The organism is Paenibacillus harenae DSM 16969, assembly GCF_000422465.1.
In the GTDB taxonomy this organism is placed as follows: Bacteria; Bacillota; Bacilli; order Paenibacillales; family Paenibacillaceae; genus Pristimantibacillus; species Pristimantibacillus harenae.
In genome coordinates this window covers 1404041-1421613 of record NZ_KE383842.1, presented here as the reverse complement: position 1 = coordinate 1421613, position 17573 = coordinate 1404041, and the positions used below count along the sequence as shown (strand labels likewise).

The 17573-nt window shown below is 53.3% G+C and carries 17 protein-coding genes; 15 read left to right on the top strand and 2 right to left on the bottom strand.

What is annotated here, in order from left to right; translation table 11 throughout:
• Positions 1-63: 63 nt before the first annotated feature.
• The 8 genes from smc (at position 64) to trmD (ending at position 8701) form a co-directional block, all read left to right on the top strand.
• Positions 64-3639 (top strand): chromosome segregation protein SMC, encoded by a 3576-nt coding sequence (gene smc / locus H581_RS0116990; RefSeq protein ID WP_028611069.1) that lies wholly within the window; start codon positions 64-66, stop codon positions 3637-3639.
• A gap of 42 nt (positions 3640-3681) precedes the next feature.
• Positions 3682-4689: a signal recognition particle-docking protein FtsY gene (gene ftsY, locus H581_RS0116985; protein WP_028611068.1), complete on the top strand. Its 1008-nt coding sequence runs from the start codon at positions 3682-3684 to the stop codon at positions 4687-4689.
• 165 nt (positions 4690-4854) lie between these two features.
• A complete protein-coding gene (locus tag H581_RS0116980; RefSeq protein WP_028611067.1) occupies positions 4855-5208 on the top strand; it encodes a putative DNA-binding protein in 354 nt (117 codons plus the stop codon).
• A gap of 31 nt (positions 5209-5239) precedes the next feature.
• Entirely contained in the window at positions 5240-6616 is a 1377-nt protein-coding gene (gene ffh / locus H581_RS0116975; protein ID WP_028611066.1) for a signal recognition particle protein, read from the top strand.
• A 32-nt stretch (positions 6617-6648) separates the two neighbouring features.
• On the top strand, positions 6649-6921 hold the full coding sequence (rpsP, locus tag H581_RS0116970; RefSeq protein ID WP_028611065.1) for a 30S ribosomal protein S16: 273 nt from the start codon (positions 6649-6651) through the stop codon (positions 6919-6921).
• A 25-nt stretch (positions 6922-6946) separates the two neighbouring features.
• On the top strand, positions 6947-7177 hold the full coding sequence (locus H581_RS0116965) for a KH domain-containing protein (RefSeq protein WP_028611064.1): 231 nt from the start codon (positions 6947-6949) through the stop codon (positions 7175-7177).
• Between the two features lie 247 nt (positions 7178-7424).
• Entirely contained in the window at positions 7425-7949 is a 525-nt protein-coding gene (gene rimM / locus H581_RS0116960; RefSeq protein WP_028611063.1) for a ribosome maturation factor RimM, read from the top strand.
• Positions 7949-8701: a tRNA (guanosine(37)-N1)-methyltransferase TrmD gene (trmD, locus tag H581_RS0116955; RefSeq protein WP_028611062.1), complete on the top strand. Its 753-nt coding sequence runs from the start codon at positions 7949-7951 to the stop codon at positions 8699-8701. Before rimM ends, trmD begins: the two co-directional genes overlap by 1 nt.
• Positions 8702-8793: 92 nt before the next feature.
• On the opposite strand, the gene H581_RS0116950 is transcribed toward trmD, so the two are convergent.
• A complete protein-coding gene (locus H581_RS0116950) occupies positions 8794-10203 on the bottom strand; it encodes a CAP domain-containing protein (RefSeq protein ID WP_051250876.1) in 1410 nt (469 codons plus the stop codon).
• A gap of 204 nt (positions 10204-10407) precedes the next feature.
• On the opposite strand from H581_RS0116950, the gene rplS reads away from it, so the two are divergent.
• From rplS to H581_RS0116915, 7 genes are all read left to right on the top strand, one after another.
• Positions 10408-10749: a 50S ribosomal protein L19 gene (rplS, locus tag H581_RS0116945; protein ID WP_028611060.1), complete on the top strand. Its 342-nt coding sequence runs from the start codon at positions 10408-10410 to the stop codon at positions 10747-10749.
• Positions 10750-10923: 174 nt separating this feature from the next.
• Positions 10924-11550, top strand: coding sequence for a signal peptidase I (lepB, locus tag H581_RS0116940; RefSeq protein WP_028611059.1), 627 nt, complete (start codon positions 10924-10926; stop codon positions 11548-11550).
• A 9-nt stretch (positions 11551-11559) separates the two neighbouring features.
• On the top strand, positions 11560-12426 hold the full coding sequence (gene ylqF, locus H581_RS0116935) for a ribosome biogenesis GTPase YlqF (RefSeq protein WP_028611058.1): 867 nt from the start codon (positions 11560-11562) through the stop codon (positions 12424-12426).
• A 24-nt stretch (positions 12427-12450) separates the two neighbouring features.
• A complete protein-coding gene (locus H581_RS0116930; RefSeq protein ID WP_028611057.1) occupies positions 12451-13065 on the top strand; it encodes a ribonuclease HII in 615 nt (204 codons plus the stop codon).
• Positions 13066-13239: 174 nt separating this feature from the next.
• Complete coding sequence (locus tag H581_RS0116925; RefSeq protein ID WP_028611056.1) at positions 13240-15078, top strand: hypothetical protein; 1839 nt, start codon at positions 13240-13242, stop codon at positions 15076-15078.
• The gene (locus H581_RS0116920) at positions 15075-15383 is read left to right on the top strand and encodes an EscU/YscU/HrcU family type III secretion system export apparatus switch protein (protein ID WP_028611055.1); all 309 of its coding nucleotides are present in this window, start codon (positions 15075-15077) and stop codon (positions 15381-15383) included. The genes H581_RS0116925 and H581_RS0116920 overlap by 4 nt, the downstream gene beginning before the upstream one ends.
• Entirely contained in the window at positions 15376-15774 is a 399-nt protein-coding gene (locus tag H581_RS0116915) for a YraN family protein (RefSeq protein WP_028611054.1), read from the top strand. Before H581_RS0116920 ends, H581_RS0116915 begins: the two co-directional genes overlap by 8 nt.
• A gap of 85 nt (positions 15775-15859) precedes the next feature.
• Here H581_RS0116915 and H581_RS0116910 read toward each other — a convergent pair whose 3' ends face one another.
• On the bottom strand, positions 15860-17428 hold the full coding sequence (locus tag H581_RS0116910; protein ID WP_028611053.1) for a YifB family Mg chelatase-like AAA ATPase: 1569 nt from the start codon (positions 17426-17428) through the stop codon (positions 15860-15862).
• Positions 17429-17573: the final 145 nt, after the last annotated feature.

Here is a 17573-nt window from a genome sequence, read left to right as displayed (position 1 = left end):
GGCGGAATGGTTATCAAGGCCTATGAGTTGTGGTACAATGAGGGGTGAGGTGAAAACCAAGACATGTTTCTGAAACGTATTGAATTATCAGGCTTTAAATCATTCGCCGACAAGACGGAAATGGAGTTTGTAACCGGGATTACAGCCGTGGTTGGACCTAACGGCAGCGGTAAGAGCAACATTTCGGACGGGATCAGGTGGGTGCTTGGCGAGCAGAGCGCCAAGAGCCTGCGGGGCGGCAAGATGGAAGATATCATTTTTGCCGGCAGCGACGCCCGTAAAGCGGTGAACTACAGCGAGGTTTCGCTGACGCTCGACAACGGCGACGGCGCGCTTCCGCTTGAATATAACGAGGTTACCGTTACCCGCCGCGTGCATCGAAGCGGCGACAGCGAATATTTAATCAATAAGCAGCCGTGCAGGCTGAAGGATATTACGGAATTGTTCATGGATACGGGCATCGGGAAGGAAGCCTACTCCATTATCGGACAAGGCCGAATCGAAGAGATTTTGAGTACGCGCTCGGAGGACCGGCGCGGTATTTTTGAGGAAGCGTCAGGCATTGTGAAATATAAATCGCGCAAGCGCGAAGCGCAGAAGAAGCTGGACGAAACGGAGCAGAATTTGCTGCGCATCCACGATCTCGTGACGGAGCTTGACGATCAGGTGGGACCGCTTCGGAAGCAATCGGAGAAAGCGGTTCACTTCAAGGCGCTCAAAGAACAGCTGACGACCAAAGAGATCTCGATGTACGTACATAACATTGAACAGATACACACCTCTTGGACGGAGGCAAGCGGCAAGCTGGAGCGGCTGCAGCAGGAGCAGCTCCAGCTTTCGACCGTTGTCAGCAAGCATGACGCCCATTTGGAGAAGGACCGCCAGCAGCTCCGCGAGCTGGAGCTTGAGCTGGATCGGCTCCATGAGTCGATGCTGCAAATTAGCGAGGACTTCGAGAAATGCGAGGGCTACGGTGAGGTGCTCAAAGAGCGCAAGCGCAATCTGGAGCAAAACAAACGCCAGCTCGAGGAGTCTATCGCCCTGCAGGATGCCCGCATCGTGACGCTGACGCAGGAGGAAGCGGAATTCCGCAGCAAGGCGGCATCGCTTGAGCTGCAGCTCGCCGATATGAGAGCGAAGATCGCGGATGAAGAATCGAAGCTATTGGGCGTTGCCGGCGGCGCAGTTGCCGATGCGGAAGAGACGCTTAAGAGCGAGCTTCTGGACGTGCTCAGCGCAATGGCGCAGCATCGCAACGAGATTCGTTATGCAGCCCAGCAGCAAGAAACGCTGCTGAGGCGGATGGAGCGGATAAGCGAGGACGAGTCGAAATGGATGGAGCAGCAAACCCGTCTGGAAGAGAGGCGAACGGATCTCACCGAGAGTCTGGAGGCGGCGTTAGCCCGGCTTGAACAGGCGAGGAGCCGTACGCTTGCCGAATCGGAGCAGGCAAAAGCGGTAGCTCAGAGTCTCGATGAGGTAACCTTGGCGATCCGCAAGTGGGAACAGAAGCTCGACAGTCATGTCTCCCGCCGGGATACGATGAAGGAAATGCAGGATGCGCTGGACGGCTTCATGCAGGGCGTTAAGGAAGTGCTGAAAGCGTCTCGGCGCGGCAACGGCGGGATAAGCGGCGTACACGGCGCCGTCGCCGAGCTGATGCGGGTGCCGGAGCGGATCGAGACCGCGGTTGAGACCGCGCTGGGAGGCGCGCTGCAGCATATCGTCATGGAAGACGAGAAGTCCGCGCGCGCGGCGATCGGATTCCTGAAACAGCGTCAGTTGGGCCGTGCTACGTTCCTGCCGCTGGATGTCATTCGCGGCCGGCAGGTGCCGGAGCAAGATAAACGGATGGCTGAATCCGTAGAGGGCTTCGTCGGTGTAGCTGCTGATTTAGTCAGCTCGGAGAGCCGTTATTCGGCGATCGTAAACAATCTTCTTGGAAATGTTCTGCTAGCCGAAACGCTTGAACAAGCGAATCGTATTGCATCGAAATGTCAATATCGCTACCGGGTCGTTACGCTCGAAGGGGATGTCGTCAACGCAGGCGGTTCGATGACGGGCGGCAGCTTGCAGAAGAAAGGCGCAAGCCTGCTTGGCCGTCAGCGTCAGATTGACGCGCTCGATCAGGAAATCGCAAGCGCGGAGAAAATGGTCGGGCAGCTGCGTGATAAGCTCAGCGATCTGCGAAAGGAACATTCGATACGCAGCCATAATATCGAAGAGCTGAGGGCGCAGGGCGAGCAAAGCCGAATCGAAGAGCAGCAGCTGAAAGCGGAGCTGCAGCAGCTTCACAATGAAGCGAAGCATCTGGAAGAGCAGAAGCAGCTTCATACGACGGACCGGAGCGTGCATTTGAACGAGCAGAAGGATTTGCAGGCTGCCGCGGCTGCCGCGGAGCTGCGATTGGAGCAGCTGGTTCAAGACGAAGCGCGTCTTCAGGAGGCGATTCGAATGGCCGAAGAGCGCCGCAAAGCAAGCGAGTCGGCGAAGGAAGAATTACAGGGTCAGCTTACCGATATTAAAATATTGGCAGCCAAAACCGATCAGGAGAAGCTCTCCATTGAAGACCAGGCGGCTCGTGTCCGCGCTGATATTCAGCGGGGAAAGCAAGAGCTGGCTAACCTTCGTTCCTTATCCGCCCAGCAGGAAGAAGAGCTGGCGCGTCATTCCGAGGAAGCTGTGCAGCAGATCGAGCAGTTGAACCATCTTCGCCTGAAGAAGCAGGACTGCGCGGAACAGACCGATCTGAAGAGAGCGGCCAGGGCGCAGCGGATTGCCGAGCTCGATCAAGGGGAGAGCGAGACGAAGGAGCAGCGGGCTGAGCTGAGACAGGTCGAAGAACAGCTTCGGCAGACGGAAATCGCGGCGAACCGGCTTGATGTGGAGCTGGATAACCTGCTTCGCAAGCTAAGCGAGGAATATGAGCTTAGCTACGAGCTGGCGAAGGAGAAGTACCCGGTACCGGAAGACGTAACAGGCACGCAGAATGCTGTTCGAGATCTGAAGCGTCAAATAACGGCGCTTGGCGATGTGAACCTGGGCGCGATTGAGGAATATGAACGCGTGAAGGAACGCTTTGAATTTTTGTCCGCGCAGAAGGATGATCTAATCGAAGCGAAGACGACGCTGTACCAGGTCATCCGGGAAATGGACGAGGAGATGTCCAAGCGGTTTAAATTAACGTTCGAAGCGATAAGAGGTCACTTCGTCGTCGTATTCGCCAAGCTGTTCGGCGGAGGGCGGGCCGATCTTGTCCTCGCCGAGCCCGATAACGTGCTCGAGACCGGCATAGATATCGTTGCGCAGCCTCCGGGCAAGAAGCTGCAGAATCTGCAGCTGCTGTCGGGCGGCGAGCGGGCGTTGACCGCTATTGCGCTTCTGTTCGCCATCCTGCAGGTGAAGCCCGTCCCATTCTGCGTGCTCGATGAGGTTGAGGCTGCGCTTGATGAAGCGAACGTCTCGCGCTTTGCCCAATATTTGCGCGAATTCTCCGGGCTTACGCAATTTATCGTCGTGACGCACCGCAAAGGCACGATGGAGGAAGCCGACGTGCTTTACGGCGTAACGATGGAGGAAGGCGGCGTATCGAAGCTCGTGTCCGTACGGTTGGAGGAAGACGAGTCCGTGTCCGCATAAATATAGACGAGCCGGAAACGAACGGCTGGAGGAGCTGGAAGAATGAGTTTTTTTAAGAGGCTGAAGGAAAGCATCGCGACAAAAACAGAAGCGGTAACGAATGTTTTCAAGGACGGTTTGGCGAAGACGCGCACGGCGTTCGTTGAGAAGGTCGAAGAGCTGATTACGCGCCGCAAAAAAATCGACGAGCAATTTTATGAGGAGCTTGAGGAAATTCTGATCGGCGCAGACGTCGGAGTTACGACCGTCATGCAGCTGATCGATGACCTTCGAGCCGAGGTGAAGAAACGCAAAATCGAGGATGCCGCCGATCTGCAGCCGGTTCTCTCCGAGAAGCTGATTCAGCTTATGAAAGGCGATGACGAGGCGGGGCTTCGGATGGCTTCCAGCGGTATTACCGTTATCCTGTTCGTCGGCGTCAACGGCGTCGGCAAGACAACGACGATCGGCAAGCTTGCCCATAAATTCAAGAGCGAAGGAAAAAGCGTGCTGCTTGCGGCAGGCGATACGTTCCGCGCAGGAGCGATCGAGCAGCTCGAGGTTTGGGGACAACGGGTTGGCGTCGATGTCATTAAGCAGCAGTCGGGCTCCGATCCGGCTGCCGTTATGTTCGACGCGGTTCAGGCGGCCAAGCAGCGGGGCGTAGATGTGCTGCTGTGCGATACGGCAGGCCGATTGCAGAACAAAACGAATTTGATGGAAGAGCTCAATAAAATATTCCGCGTCATTCAGCGCGAGCTTCCGGATGCGCCGCATGAAGTATTGCTGGTGCTTGACGCAACGACGGGGCAAAACGCGCTCAGCCAGGCAAAGCTGTTCGGCGAGAAAAGCGGCGTTACCGGTTTGGTGCTGACGAAGCTCGACGGCACGGCAAAGGGCGGAATCGTTATTGCAATCCGGAACGAGCTCAGCTTGCCTGTGAAGCTTGTAGGCCTCGGCGAGAAGATGGGCGATTTGCAGCAATTCGATTCCGAGCAGTTCATCCACGCTTTGTTCGCCGGATTGATCCAGCGCGAGGAAGCCGAGGAAGCTGGAAATTCAGCCGAATAATCGGTTATTTTGTCTTCGCCGGGACGATTTGAGCATCAGGAAAAGGTGACAAGGACAAATGCTTGACAGTAGGCGGCTTTCTCCTGTATGATAAGAGACGTTGTCAGCTGTAAAGGTGTTTTACTTGACGGTTACAAATGGATATCGAGCAGGAGGGCTTGCGTGATGAAAGCGAATGAGCCGGACGCCTTATCCAAGACGACTCGGATTAACTTATTGTTCGATTTTTACGAGCCGCTCTTGACAGAGAAGCAGCGGACGTTTCTTAAATATTATTTTCACGACGATTTCTCGCTTGGTGAAATTTCTGCGGAATTCGGCATAAGCCGGCAAGCGGTATATGAGCATATTAAGCGCGCGGAGCAAGTGCTGGAAGGCTACGAGAGCAAGCTAAGCCTGCTTGCAAGGCACGAATCGCTGCAGAAGCTGACGGAACAGCTCGTCGACAGCTTGAATGAGCTTCCCATTGCCGAGCAGGACAGGCAGGCGTTAATGAAGGTTATTGGGCAGTTAGTATGACGGAATAAAAGAAGAATGGAGGTGACGGTGCATGGCAGCATTTGAGAGCTTATCAAACCGGCTTCAAAATGTGTTCAGCAAGCTGCGGGGCAAGGGCAAGGTGTCCGAAGAGGATGTCAACGAAGCGATGCGCGAAGTTAGGCTGGCGCTACTGGAAGCAGACGTTAACTTCAAGGTTGTTAAGGACTTTATCGCGAAGGTGAAGGAACGCGCAATCGGCCTTGACGTTTCCAAGAGCTTTACGCCTGGCATGGTCGTCATCGATATCGTAAATAAAGAGCTCACCGAGCTTATGGGCGGAACGCAAAGCAAGCTGGTCAAAGCAAACAAACCGCCGACGGTCATTATGATGGCCGGCTTGCAGGGTGCCGGCAAGACGACGACGACAGGCAAGCTGGCGAAGCTGCTTCAGAAGAGCAACAATAAGCCGCTTCTGATCGCCTGTGATATTTACCGTCCCGCAGCGATTAAGCAGCTGCAGGTTCTAGGCGAGCAAATTAATGCGCCGGTATTCTCCATGGGCGACCAGACGTCGCCGGTCGAGATCGCGCGCGCCGGTCTCCAGCATGCGAAGGAGAACGGCAATGATTACATCATTATCGATACCGCGGGCCGTCTGCATATCGATGAAGAGCTGATGGAAGAGCTGAAGCAAATCCATCAGACGACGAAGCCGGACGAGGTGCTGCTGGTTGTCGATGCGATGACCGGTCAGGATGCGGTTAACGTTGCAAAGAGCTTCCATGAGCAGCTCGAGCTGACGGGCGTTGTGCTCACGAAGCTTGACGGAGATACGCGCGGCGGCGCCGCGCTTTCCGTTAAAGCGGTCACCGGCTGCCCGATTAAGTTCGCGGCGATGGGCGAGAAGATTGATTCGCTGGAGCCCTTCCATCCGGAACGTATGGCTTCGCGGATTCTCGGCATGGGCGATATGCTCTCGCTCATTGAGAAGGCGCAATCGAACATCGATGCCGATAAGGCCAAGGAAATGGAACGTAAGATGCGTACGGCGGAGTTTACGTTCGACGATTTCCTGGAGCAGATGGAGCAGGTCCGAAACCTCGGCCCGCTCGATCAGATTATGGATATGCTGCCCGGCATGAACAAGATGAAGGGCTTAAAGGACATGAAGGTCGACGAGAAGCAGATCGGCCGCGTCGAAGCCATCGTCCGCTCGATGACGAAGGAAGAGAAGCAGAAGCCCGAACTTCTCAACCACAGCCGGCGCAAGCGGGTTGCGGCAGGCAGCGGAACGACGGTCGTTGAAGTGAATCGCCTGATTAAGCAATTCGACGATATGAAGAAGATGATGAAGCAATTCTCGTCGATGATGGGTCCGAAGGGGCCGAAGGGCGGCAAGAAGGGGCTCAAAGGCATGCTCGGCAAAAATATGAAGTTCCCGTTTTAATCGCATTTATCACTTGAAGGAGGTGAATTTCCATGGCAGTACGTATTCGTTTGAAAAGAATCGGTGCTCACAAAGCTCCTTTCTACCGCGTAGTCGTATCGGATTCCCGTTCGCCGCGTGACGGACGTTTTATCGAAGAGATCGGTACTTACAACCCGGTTGCACAACCGGCTCAAGTTAAGATCGACGAAGAAAAAGCGTTGAAATGGCTTCAAACAGGAGCTCAAGCTTCTGATACCGTTCGCGACTTGCTTTCCAAAGCTGGCGTTATGAAAAAGTTCCATGAGCTTAGGCAACAGAAATAACTGTTGAACAGCGGAGGGCCTTGAGATGAAAGAATTGATTCTTGTCATAGCGAAGGCATTGGTCGATCACCCGGATCAGGTGCAAGTGAACGTGAAGGACGATGACCGAGGCACGATATACGAGCTTTCGGTTCACCCCGAGGATATCGGTAAAATCATCGGTAAACAAGGACGCATAGCGAAGGCGATGCGCACGGTAGTTACTTCTGCCGCTGTCAAATCGCAAAAGCGCGTCATTGTCGACATTATGTCATAATGTACGCAAACGGGAAGGGCCGGGATAAATATCCTGGCCTTTTTTCAATCCAGCATGCATATAAGTTTTACACTTAAATGCGCTTAGAATTCTCTGCGATACCGTTTTTTGGTGAGCTTGCTTGATGAACAAATCTCCGCAGGACGTCAATTGAAGTTAATCACATAAGCGGCTGCGATTTCCCGCGTGGATTGCAGTCTTTTTTGTATGTATAATAGGGGTATACGCAAAAGAAGGGCTGGTTATCATGAGTGAAAAATGGTTCACGGTCGGGAAGGTTGTTAATACGCACGGCTTGCGCGGAGAGCTGAAGGTGCTGTCACAGACAGACTTTGCCGATATCCGCTTCGCGCCGGGCAGCAAGCTGCTCATGCTGAATGAGGAGAGCGGCGCTTCGTTAGAAGTGAAGGTCATTAGCTCTCGAGCGCACAAAAATGTATACATAGTGAAGCTGGAAGGCTTTCATGATATTAACCTGGTCGAAAAATATAAGGGCTGGGTGCTGAAAGTATCCGAGTCGGATTTAATCGAGCTGGATGACGGCGAATATTATTACCACGAAATAATCGGCTGCCGCGTCGTAACCGAAGAAGGCGAAGAGCTGGGCGTCATATCCGAAATTTTGAGTCCGGGCGCGAATGACGTATGGGTTGTGGATCGGCCAAAGGGTGCCGGCAAACCAATATTAATTCCGGTAATCGATGATGTGTTGATTAACGTCGATAAGCAGGAAAAGGTCGTCACGGTCCGCTTGATGGAAGGATTGGTTTAATGAAAATCGATGTGCTGACGCTGTTTCCGGAGATGTTCGAAGGCGTGTTCGGCGCGAGCATTCTGGGCAAAGCGAAGGAGAAGGGGATCGTATCGCTAGAGGCGATTAATTTCCGCGCTTACTCCACGAATAAGCATAATACGGTCGACGACTATCCATACGGGGGCGGAGGCGGGATGGTATTAAAGCCGGAGCCCGTATTCGCCGCGGTTGAGGATGTCAAGATGGATGAAAATGTGCGCCCGCGCGTCATACTGATGTGTCCGCAAGGGGAGAAGTTCACTCAGCGAAAAGCGGAGGAGCTTGCCAAGGAGCAGCATCTCGTCCTTATTTGCGGCCATTACGAGGGCTATGATGAACGGATTCGCGAATATCTTGTCACGGACGAGCTTTCGATCGGCGACTATGTGCTGACCGGCGGGGAGCTGCCGGCAATGGTTATCATTGACAGCGTCGTCAGACTGCTGCCAGGCGTACTGGGCAATGAAACTTCAGCAGTGACCGATTCATACAGCACTGGTCTGCTGGAGCATCCGCATTATACGAGGCCTGCTGAGTTTCGGGGCTGGCAGGTTCCGGAGGTGCTTATTTCCGGCCATCATGCTAATATTGATGTATGGCGGCGGGAGCAATCGCTTCTACGGACGCTGCAGCGCCGTCCTGACCTGCTGGACAAGGCGGGTCTAACGGAAAAGGAACGGAAATGGATCGCTGAGAAGAGACGCGGGGACGGGCACAGCTCATCTGAATAAGAGGCAGAAGGTTCGAATGGAACTCAATATGAAAAGCAGGTGCGGCGTTGATGCCGCACCTGCTTTTTTTTGACATGATAAGAGCTGCTTGATTATGGCGTATAAAAGTTTTGGGTATAATAGATTTGATAGCTGCCGCCAAAAGCAATGCCTGTGCCTAACCGCTTAAGCTTGCCGTTAAGCAGGGATTCGCGATGTCCAGTCGTTGAGTTCATCCAGCCGTAGTGCGCGTATATGCTGTTCAAATAGCCGGCTGCAATATTTTCGGCCGCCGTGGTATAGATAACGCCTTCCTGACTCATACGATCAAAGGGAGAAATGCCATCGGGATTGTTATGGTCGAAGAAGTCGCGCAGCTTCATATCGTTGCTGTGCTTGCGTGCAGCAGCCGCAGCCAGCTTGTCCCATTGCAGCGCCGATATTCCTCGTGCGGCTCGCTCCGCATTCACCAAATCGAACATCTGCAGTTCGAAACCCGACTGCAGCGTATTCGAATAAGCGGGTTGGGAGGTTGCGGTGGAGGATTGATTCATCCGGATCATGCCGATGATTTTATCGTTATCATGCCGGTCAATAAACAACGTGACTCGTTCATTGGCGCTTGTGTAAGCGTAATAATCGTCTTCTTCTTCCCGGTCGGCGAAGGAATTCGTCAGCTTCTTGGCTTCGGCGAGCGATTGACCGATCTCTATTCCGGTTCCGCTTCGCCAGCTGCCGCCGGAATTCGAGAACAGGGCGGTCACCTGATTGTCAATTACACCGAACATCATATAATTCGAATAGCTGCCGTTATATACATACCATGAGAAACCATATTCACTCTGATCGATTCTGAGCGGCTTCCCAAGCAGCTGCGTCAGCTCTTGCAAGCTGTCGTTCAACGCAATGCCGCCGAGAGTCGTTTCTTTAGACGCGATTTTAGCGGCGGACAACGACGTTGTATGTTCTTTTAGGTTATAAAAGAAGGTCAACGCCTCGGCGCGCGTAAGCTTGCCGTCAGGAACGAACCCGCTGACCGTAGCGGATGTCCGGCCGCTTGAAATGTTCTCATCGAGCAGCCATTGGATGGCTCCTTGCTCGGTGAAGGCTTTACCGTTAGCAGCCGTTGCCAGCAGCTGCGCAGCTTGTCCGCGCCGAAACGCTCCGCCGGCATTGTTATGCGTCAAAGGCCAGCCGTGCTCGTCGGCGTACTCATAATAAGGCTTCGACCAATCGCCCCCGGGTGGCGCATCCGAGACGAGTCCGTACGCGCGCAGCAGCATCGCAAGAAATTCGGCTTCGCTTACGAGCTTGTTCGGTTGGAAGGAACCGTCGCTGTAGCCGTTAGCCAGCTTCTGGTCGACTGCCCACGTGATATAGGATTTTGCCCAATGTCCGGTCGTGTCGTTGAAAGTCGAAGGCGCGGCGGACGCTTGAAATGGAGCCGCAGCTGCGAAAATGAGCAATACAGCGCTTACGCTCGCTTTCCTGCAGTTGACGCGAATGGTTTCGAAGTCTAGCATTGGAGCCACCTCACTTTTTTGTCGGAGTTTGTCACTTCAGTATACATGAATGTTGGCAATAAAAAACGTGTTGTGTTATTGGGCTTCGTATGGTAAAATTTCTAATGTTGTTTGTTAAGTCGGACGGTCCGCTATCAGTGATGAACCTATTCAGTGGAATATGGCGAGCTCATAAGAACGTCTATGGTGGAAGGAGTGAATCAAATGAATCTTTTGCAAACTATTGCGCAAGAAAATCTGCGCCAAGATCTACCGAACTTTCGTCCTGGTGACACTTTGAAAGTTCACGTAAAGGTTATCGAGGGAACTCGTGAGCGTATCCAATTGTTCGAAGGCGTTGTTATTAAACGTCGCGGCGGCGGGATCAGCGAAACTTTTACAGTACGTAAAATTTCCTACGGTGTTGGCGTGGAAAGAACTTTCCCGCTTAACTCGCCTAAAATCGAAAAAATCGAAGTGGCTCGCCGTGGTAAAGTACGTCGTGCGAAACTGTACTACCTTCGCAGTCTTCGCGGTAAAGCTGCTAGAATTAAAGAAATTCGTTAAGATCCAACGACAAGAGGGGCTTGCTCAAACAAGCTCCTTTTCGTATTTTCTACATACTACTGCATATCGAAAGAAGGCGAAAGAGTGGACTCACAGCAGCGTAATGACGGGCTGAACGGCGGCACTGAAGATGAAACGAAGGAACATAACACACATACAGACAATCAGCAGCAAATTCCGGAACGTGCAGTTACTCATTCTACCGGCTCGAGAAAGCAGAGCGGCGCTTATAAGGAAATCGTGGAATGGATTAAGGCGCTGGTCATCGCGGTCGTTCTTGTCTTTCTTATCCGCCAATTTCTGTTTTCGCCGTTTATCGTGGACGGGCCTTCCATGCAGCCTAATTTCGAGACCGGCGAGAGGCTGATCGTTAATAAAATCCTTTACGTGATCCGAGAGCCGAAATTTGGCGAAGTCGTCGTATTCGACGTGCCCGAACAGGGAAGAAAGTTTATTAAGCGAGTAATTGGCGTGCCTGGCGATACAATAAGGCTTGAAGGCGACGATTTGTTTATTAATGAAAAGAAAATCGAGGAGCCGTATTTGAAGGAAGCGATAGAAGCTGCGCATGCTAGAGGCGAGCTTTACAACGGCGTGGGGTTGGATTACAACTATCCAAACTCGAGATTTACGGAGATGACGGTTCCTGAAGGCAATATTTTCGCGTTGGGCGACAATCGGAGCGACAGCACGGACAGCCGCGCAATCGGATTTATAGACGATGATGAATTGGTCGGACGCGCGGATATTATTTTTTGGCCGCTGGACAAGCTGGAGTTTATTAAGCACTGGACAAAATGAGGTGAGTAAATGACCATTCAATGGTTCCCTGGTCATATGACCAGAGCAAAACGGCAAATACAAGACAAGCTGAAACTAATCGATCTTGCCATCGAACTGTTGGATGCGCGGCTTCCGCTTTCGAGCCGAAATCCGATGATAGAGGACATTTTGAGCGGCAAGCCCCGCTTAATCGTGCTCAATAAATCGGATCTGGCCGACCCCAGAACGACAGAAAAGTGGATGGCTTATTTCACGAACGAGGGTCATGAATGCGTCTCGGTCGATTCGTCAACAGGAACCCGCGTCGGCGAAATTCCGTTAAAAGCAAAGCAAATACTGCATGAGAAAATTGCGAGGCAAATTTCAAAAGGAATTAACCCGCGTGCCGTCCGGGGACTTATCGTAGGCATACCGAACGTCGGGAAATCGACGCTGATCAACCGCCTTGCCGGGCGCAACATAGCTTTGACGGGCGATCGACCCGGCGTTACGAAAGGACAGCAGTGGATAAAGGTCGGCACAGAGATGGAGCTGCTTGATACGCCGGGCATATTGTGGCCGAAGTTTGAAGATGAGCTCGTCGGCTATCGGCTAGCGATGATCGGCTCCATCAGAGAGCAGATTCTGAATATCGATGACATTGCGTTTTTTGCCGTGCGCGAGCTGGCTGACAGGTACTGGCCTGCGCTCTCAGAGCGGTATGAGGTGGATACGCCTCCTAAGGATGCTTCGGATTCCGATGAAATCGTGCGCGTCATGGAAGACATCGGACGTCGCAGAGGCTGTCTTGTCAGCGGCGGCCGCGTTGATTTGGAGAAAACGTCCGGCATTATTCTGCGCGATTTGCGTGCGGGCAAGCTGGGCCGGATTACGCTAGAAGCGCCTCCTTATTAATTATCGGGCAAGGGGGATTTAAAATTGCTGCAATATGAACAATCATTATGGCAAGAGGGCTATACTTCCATAGCTGGTGTAGATGAAGTCGGCCGCGGCTGTCTGTTCGGCGACGTCGTGGCCGCAGCCGTTATTTTACCGCCGGGCCTAGTGATCGACGGAGTGGATGATTCGAAGAAGCTGTCGGAGAAGAAACGGGATCAGCTTTACGATATCATTGTGCGGGAATGCGTGGCGTGGTCGGCTGCGCGCGTCGCAGCGGAGACGATAGACCGGATTAATATTAAGCAGGCCTCCAGGCTGGCGATGAAGCTTGCCGTAGAATCGCTGCAAATCCCTTCCGATTATTTGCTGGTGGACGCGGAGAAGGTGGACGTGCGCCTTCCGCAGCTTTCCATTATTAAAGGGGACGCGACCAGCCAATCCATTGCGGCGGCTTCGATCGTGGCTAAGGTGACGCGGGACCGCCTTTGCGCAGAGGAATGGGAACGGCAATATCCCGCATATGGGATTGCGATACATAAAGGCTATGCAACGAAGCTGCACAGGGAACGTTTGCTGGCAAACGGCCCGAGTCCGCTTCACCGCAAATCGTTTCTCGGCAAGCTGTTTCCTGAAGAGCAGCTGCAGCTATTTTAACGTATGACAAGCATGCTCGATTGATTGTAGGAGTTAGGAGGAGATTCCTCTACTACAATGAATGGAGCATTTTTTTTGTTTACCGGGGAAGAGGCTTAAGGGATGGGAGGTAACAGCCGATATAAGGGATAAAGGTTTGGGTGATGCGCTCAGGCGACGGAGGCGAAGATAGAGATGAATATAAATCAGATGATGAGAAGCTTCCTGGGCGAACCGTCAAGCGGTGATGCGCGGGCTATGGAGCTAAGGCCGGGACAAATCGTCCGCGGCGTCATCCTCCAGGTCATGGAAAACAACGAAGCCCTCGTGCAAATTAATGGCGTTCAGGTCAGAGCGAAGCTGGAGCTGCCGCTGCAGGCCGGACAAACGGCGATGCTTCAAGTGCAGCCCCAATCGAGCGGGGCGCTTATTATGCTGAAGCAGGTAGATCCCGGGGCTGTAGGTTTGCCTGAGGATACGTTTAAGGAATGGGCGAAGCAGTTGGGCTTACCCGAACAAAAGTGGGCGGTTGAGATCGTCAAGGATCTGCGCAGGGAAGGCGTTATTCTGAGCCGCGAGGTCGCGCAGGCCTTCCAGCAGGCCGCCTCTGCTATGCCTGTCAGCGGGAATAACGAGGAGTGGATAAGGGCCTCTGCCGCGGCGTATAAAAGAGGGCTTCCGATGACGGAAAACGTCGTAGGAGCTCTCCGCCAGGTAATGTTCGGCAGAAGTACGGACGAGCTTCTCGATGCGCTGAAGCAGCAATTGATGGATAACCGCGGGAACCCGGTGAGTGAAGCCGGGCAGAACACGCAGTCAAAGGCTGCTTCACGGATTCTGGCGCTGCTTGCAGGCGGCGAGACGCTGCTTAGAGCAGCGGCGGCTGGAAGCGAGGCCCCTGTCGGAAACGCAGGCAACGGCAAGCATGCGGGAGCTGCCGAACCGAATCGGATGAACGCTTCGCAATCAGATAGGCCCAATGCAGCTGCAGCTCCTTTATCAAACGCAGGCGATGGATCAACTGAGCCTGCCATTACGTCGGTCTCAGCGCGTTCCGCGGCTGCGGGCTCAACCCATTGGCTCGGACAAATGATGAAATGGCTCGGCGTGGATCATGAGCTGCGGTTGACGAAGGCGTTGGCTGCGGAAGAGACTCAACCGATTAGCCTTTCTTCTGCGCAGTCTGCTGCACAAGCGGAAGCTGGAACGGAAGCCGGGGGATCCGCGGATCGTTCGAGGGCTGCGTTTCCTTTGCAGGCGGTTACTGCGCATGCGGCTGATTCGAAAGCGGGACAAACCTCGTTCGTGCAAGGAAAGGCAGAAGGGCAAGAAGAACAGCATGTCAGGCTGCTGGAAGTCAGGCATCACATCGACCGTACGGCAACATTGACCGGGACGCAACCGATCGGCGCTGACGGAAGCTTGAGTGCCGATCCCCTTCAGCCCGCCCAACAGACGGAATCGTTAAAGAGCGCTTTGCTCTCGCTGATTGCCGCGGATAATGCTCCCGCTGCCGTCAAAGAGACGGCGCAGCAGCTCGTCCAGCAAATAACCGGACAGCAGCTGCTGTTAACGCCCGAGCGTAACAGCTCCTTGCTGACGCATGTAACGATGTTTATCCCGATTCACGGGCAAGAGGGGAACCAAACGGCATCTGTCCATATTCAAACTCGCCGGGGGCACAAGGGGGAGCTGGATGCATCCAACTGCCGATTATTATTCAATTTGTCGATGCATACGCTTGGGAATACGATGGTTGACGTCAATGTAACAGACAAAATCGTAAGCTTGAACTTATGGAATGACCATCCCGCGATCGCGGCGCTAACTGAATCTTCGAAAGGCGAAATTGCAAGAAGCCTTCAGCAAGCAGGATATCAGCTGCTCTCGTTGCGTACGACTCCGCTTCCAAAGGCGTCCAACCAAAGCGCTGTGCTGGAGAATGTCTTCGCAGCGACATCCAAAGCGCCGCAGCCTCCCGATTTGTCACAATTTGAATCTACGCGCTATAAAGGAGTCGATTACCGGGTATGAGCAGCCGACAAGAGTTTCCCCCCGAGTCAAAAAAAATGAAAAAAGCGGTCGCTCTCAAATATAAACCGGGCGAACTATCCGCTCCTGTCATGATCGCAAAGGGAAAGGGGCATTTGGCGGATCTGATCCTCGAACGGGCGAAGGAGAACGGTATCCCGGTACAGGAGGATTCATCGCTCGTTGAAGTGCTCTCGAAGCTGGACATCGACCAGGAAATTCCCCCCGAGCTTTATACATTGGTTGCTGAAATATTAAGTTTTGTTTACCGGTCTGACCGAAGAGCGAGGGTTATGGCGCATGAGTGAAAACGAACGAAAGCTAAGCAGGGTCTCAACGCGCAGACAGACAGGGATGCTGGGCGAAGCTGCGGCTTGCCTGTACTTGCAGGATTCGAACTATCGGATCATTGAACGGAATTGGCGATGCCGCAGCGGAGAGATTGATATTATTGCAGAATATGAGAACAGGCTTGTATTCGTTGAGGTTCGGACGCGCAGATCGGGCGGCAGATTCGGCACTGCGGCCGAGTCGGTAGACCGGCGCAAGCAGCAGCAGGTACGAGAAACGGCGCAGGTTTATTTGAAAAGCAGAACGGCCGCAGCGGATATCTCCATTCAATTTGACGTCGTTGCAATCGAGATCAACCGTCAAGACGACTCGATTGCAGCTTGTAAGCATTATAAGAGCGTGTTTTGATTTGAAATTCATAAGAGTAACGAAGTGTCTGAGTAAATCTATGCTCAGACGCTTCGTTATTGGCGAAGATAGCAGAACCTTGGGCTTACGGCTGCTGGTTGTCAAAGCTGCGGTATTGTATGGCTTCGGCAACATGCTCCGCTTCAACCGCATCGCTTGAGCCGAGATCCGCAATCGTCCTGGAAAGCTTTAGAATCCGGTCGTAAGCCCGCATACTGATCCCAAGCGCGTTAAACGCATTCTCGAGCAGGTTTAAAGCTTCAGGCTTCATATTTACCGTTTTGCGAAGCACCGCTCCGGATAATTCACCATTGAACAAAGCGCCATGGTCTGCCAAGCGGGCTTGCTGAAACGCCTTCGCTCCCAAAACCATTTGTCGCATTTGATCGGAGGTGAGGGATGGGCCAACCTTCGCGTTATCAAGCGAAATGGGCCGCGGAACCTCGACATGAAGATCGATTCGGTCAAGAAGCGGTCCGGAGATTTTCGAGCGGTAACGGCTGATGACCGTCGAGCTGCACGAACAGCGTTTATCGCCGTACTCGTGGCCGTGGTAACCGCAAGGACAAGGATTAAAGGAAGCGGCCAGCATCAAGCTTGCCGGAAATTGAAAGACGGCTTTGGAGCGGGAGATTGTCACGATGCGGTCTTCAAGAGGCTGCCGCATAACCTCCAGCACTTGCCTGGGAAATTCGGGAAGTTCATCAAGAAAGAGCACGCCGCGATGGGCGAGCGTCACCTCGCCAGGCTTCGGAATAGTGCCGCCGCCGATAAGCCCGCCAGTCGATATCGTATGATGCGGCGCGCGAAACGGCGGAAATCTGATAAGGCCCGAAGAGCTGTCGTTCAGCTTTCCCGCGACACTGTAAATTTTCGTAACCTCCAGCGCCTCCTGTTCATTCAGTAACGGGAGGATGCTGGGCAGTCGCCGTATCATCATGGTTTTTCCTGTGCCCGGCGGTCCATTCAACAGAATGTTATGTTTGCCGGCGGCGGCGATCAGCATAGCTCGCTTCGCTTGATGCTGTCCGATGACATCTCTATAGTCGCCGACTTCTTGTTGGCTCATTGCCGCAAGACCGTCTTGGTCATTCTGTTCGTACATGTTATCGTCTGAAGCCGCGCGAATGTGATTCCAGTCGTTCTGCTTAGCGGAATCCGGGCTCAGCTCCTTCAAGTGGGATAGCGCGAACAGCTCCATTCCGGAAATCCAGGCGGCTTCCTTCACGTTGCCATACGGCAGAAGCACGCGGGTGAAGCCGCAGTGCTTCGCTTGTTCGAGCATAGCGAGCACGCCCGTGACGGGTTGAACGCTGCCGTCGAGCGACAGTTCGCCGATCAGAAGCGTTTGTTGAAACGGTGCGGCATGAATTTGTCCGCTCGCTGTCAAAATACCCGCAGCGATCGCTAAATCGAAGGAGGTCCCCTCCTTGCGCAGCACAGCGGGAGCCAGATTTACCGTGATACGGTCCATCGGGAAGGTGAAACCGCTGTTCTTGAGCGCCGCTCTGACTCGTTCCACCGATTCCCGGACAGCCGGGTCCGGAAGCCCTACAATATTGACTTGCGGAAGGCCGCTGGCAATATCCACCTCTACGGAAATTCTTTTACCGTCAACGCCGTATACGCTTGCGCTGTGAATTAAGCTGAACACGACAAAAAACACCTCCATCTATGAATGTAGGTGCTTCCTCACAATCCGAACTTTTTGCTATTGAAAATATCATAGTGCAGCAATTTGCCGTTTGTCAATTATTAATACATGACCGGCGTATTAAAAAAGACATTTGGACATAATA

Excerpts from the sequence above, each read along its gene's own strand:
- H581_RS0116920 (WP_028611055.1), top strand. The coding sequence starts at position 15,075 with ATGAGCAGCCGACAAGAGTTTCCCCCCGAGTCAAAAAAAATGAAAAAA.
- trmD (WP_028611062.1), top strand. The coding sequence starts at position 7,949 with ATGAAAATCGATGTGCTGACGCTGTTTCCGGAGATGTTCGAAGGCGTG.
- rplS (WP_028611060.1), top strand. The coding sequence starts at position 10,408 with ATGAATCTTTTGCAAACTATTGCGCAAGAAAATCTGCGCCAAGATCTA.
- rpsP (WP_028611065.1), top strand. The coding sequence starts at position 6,649 with ATGGCAGTACGTATTCGTTTGAAAAGAATCGGTGCTCACAAAGCTCCT.
- rimM (WP_028611063.1), top strand. The coding sequence starts at position 7,425 with ATGAGTGAAAAATGGTTCACGGTCGGGAAGGTTGTTAATACGCACGGC.
- smc (WP_028611069.1), top strand. The coding sequence starts at position 64 with ATGTTTCTGAAACGTATTGAATTATCAGGCTTTAAATCATTCGCCGAC.
- H581_RS0116925 (WP_028611056.1), top strand. The coding sequence starts at position 13,240 with ATGAATATAAATCAGATGATGAGAAGCTTCCTGGGCGAACCGTCAAGC.
- ftsY (WP_028611068.1), top strand. The coding sequence starts at position 3,682 with ATGAGTTTTTTTAAGAGGCTGAAGGAAAGCATCGCGACAAAAACAGAA.
- H581_RS0116965 (WP_028611064.1), top strand. The coding sequence starts at position 6,947 with ATGAAAGAATTGATTCTTGTCATAGCGAAGGCATTGGTCGATCACCCG.
- H581_RS0116915 (WP_028611054.1), top strand. The coding sequence starts at position 15,376 with ATGAGTGAAAACGAACGAAAGCTAAGCAGGGTCTCAACGCGCAGACAG.
- ylqF (WP_028611058.1), top strand. The coding sequence starts at position 11,560 with ATGACCATTCAATGGTTCCCTGGTCATATGACCAGAGCAAAACGGCAA.
- H581_RS0116980 (WP_028611067.1), top strand. The coding sequence starts at position 4,855 with ATGAAAGCGAATGAGCCGGACGCCTTATCCAAGACGACTCGGATTAAC.
- H581_RS0116950 (WP_051250876.1), bottom strand. The coding sequence starts at position 10,203 with ATGCTAGACTTCGAAACCATTCGCGTCAACTGCAGGAAAGCGAGCGTA.
- ffh (WP_028611066.1), top strand. The coding sequence starts at position 5,240 with ATGGCAGCATTTGAGAGCTTATCAAACCGGCTTCAAAATGTGTTCAGC.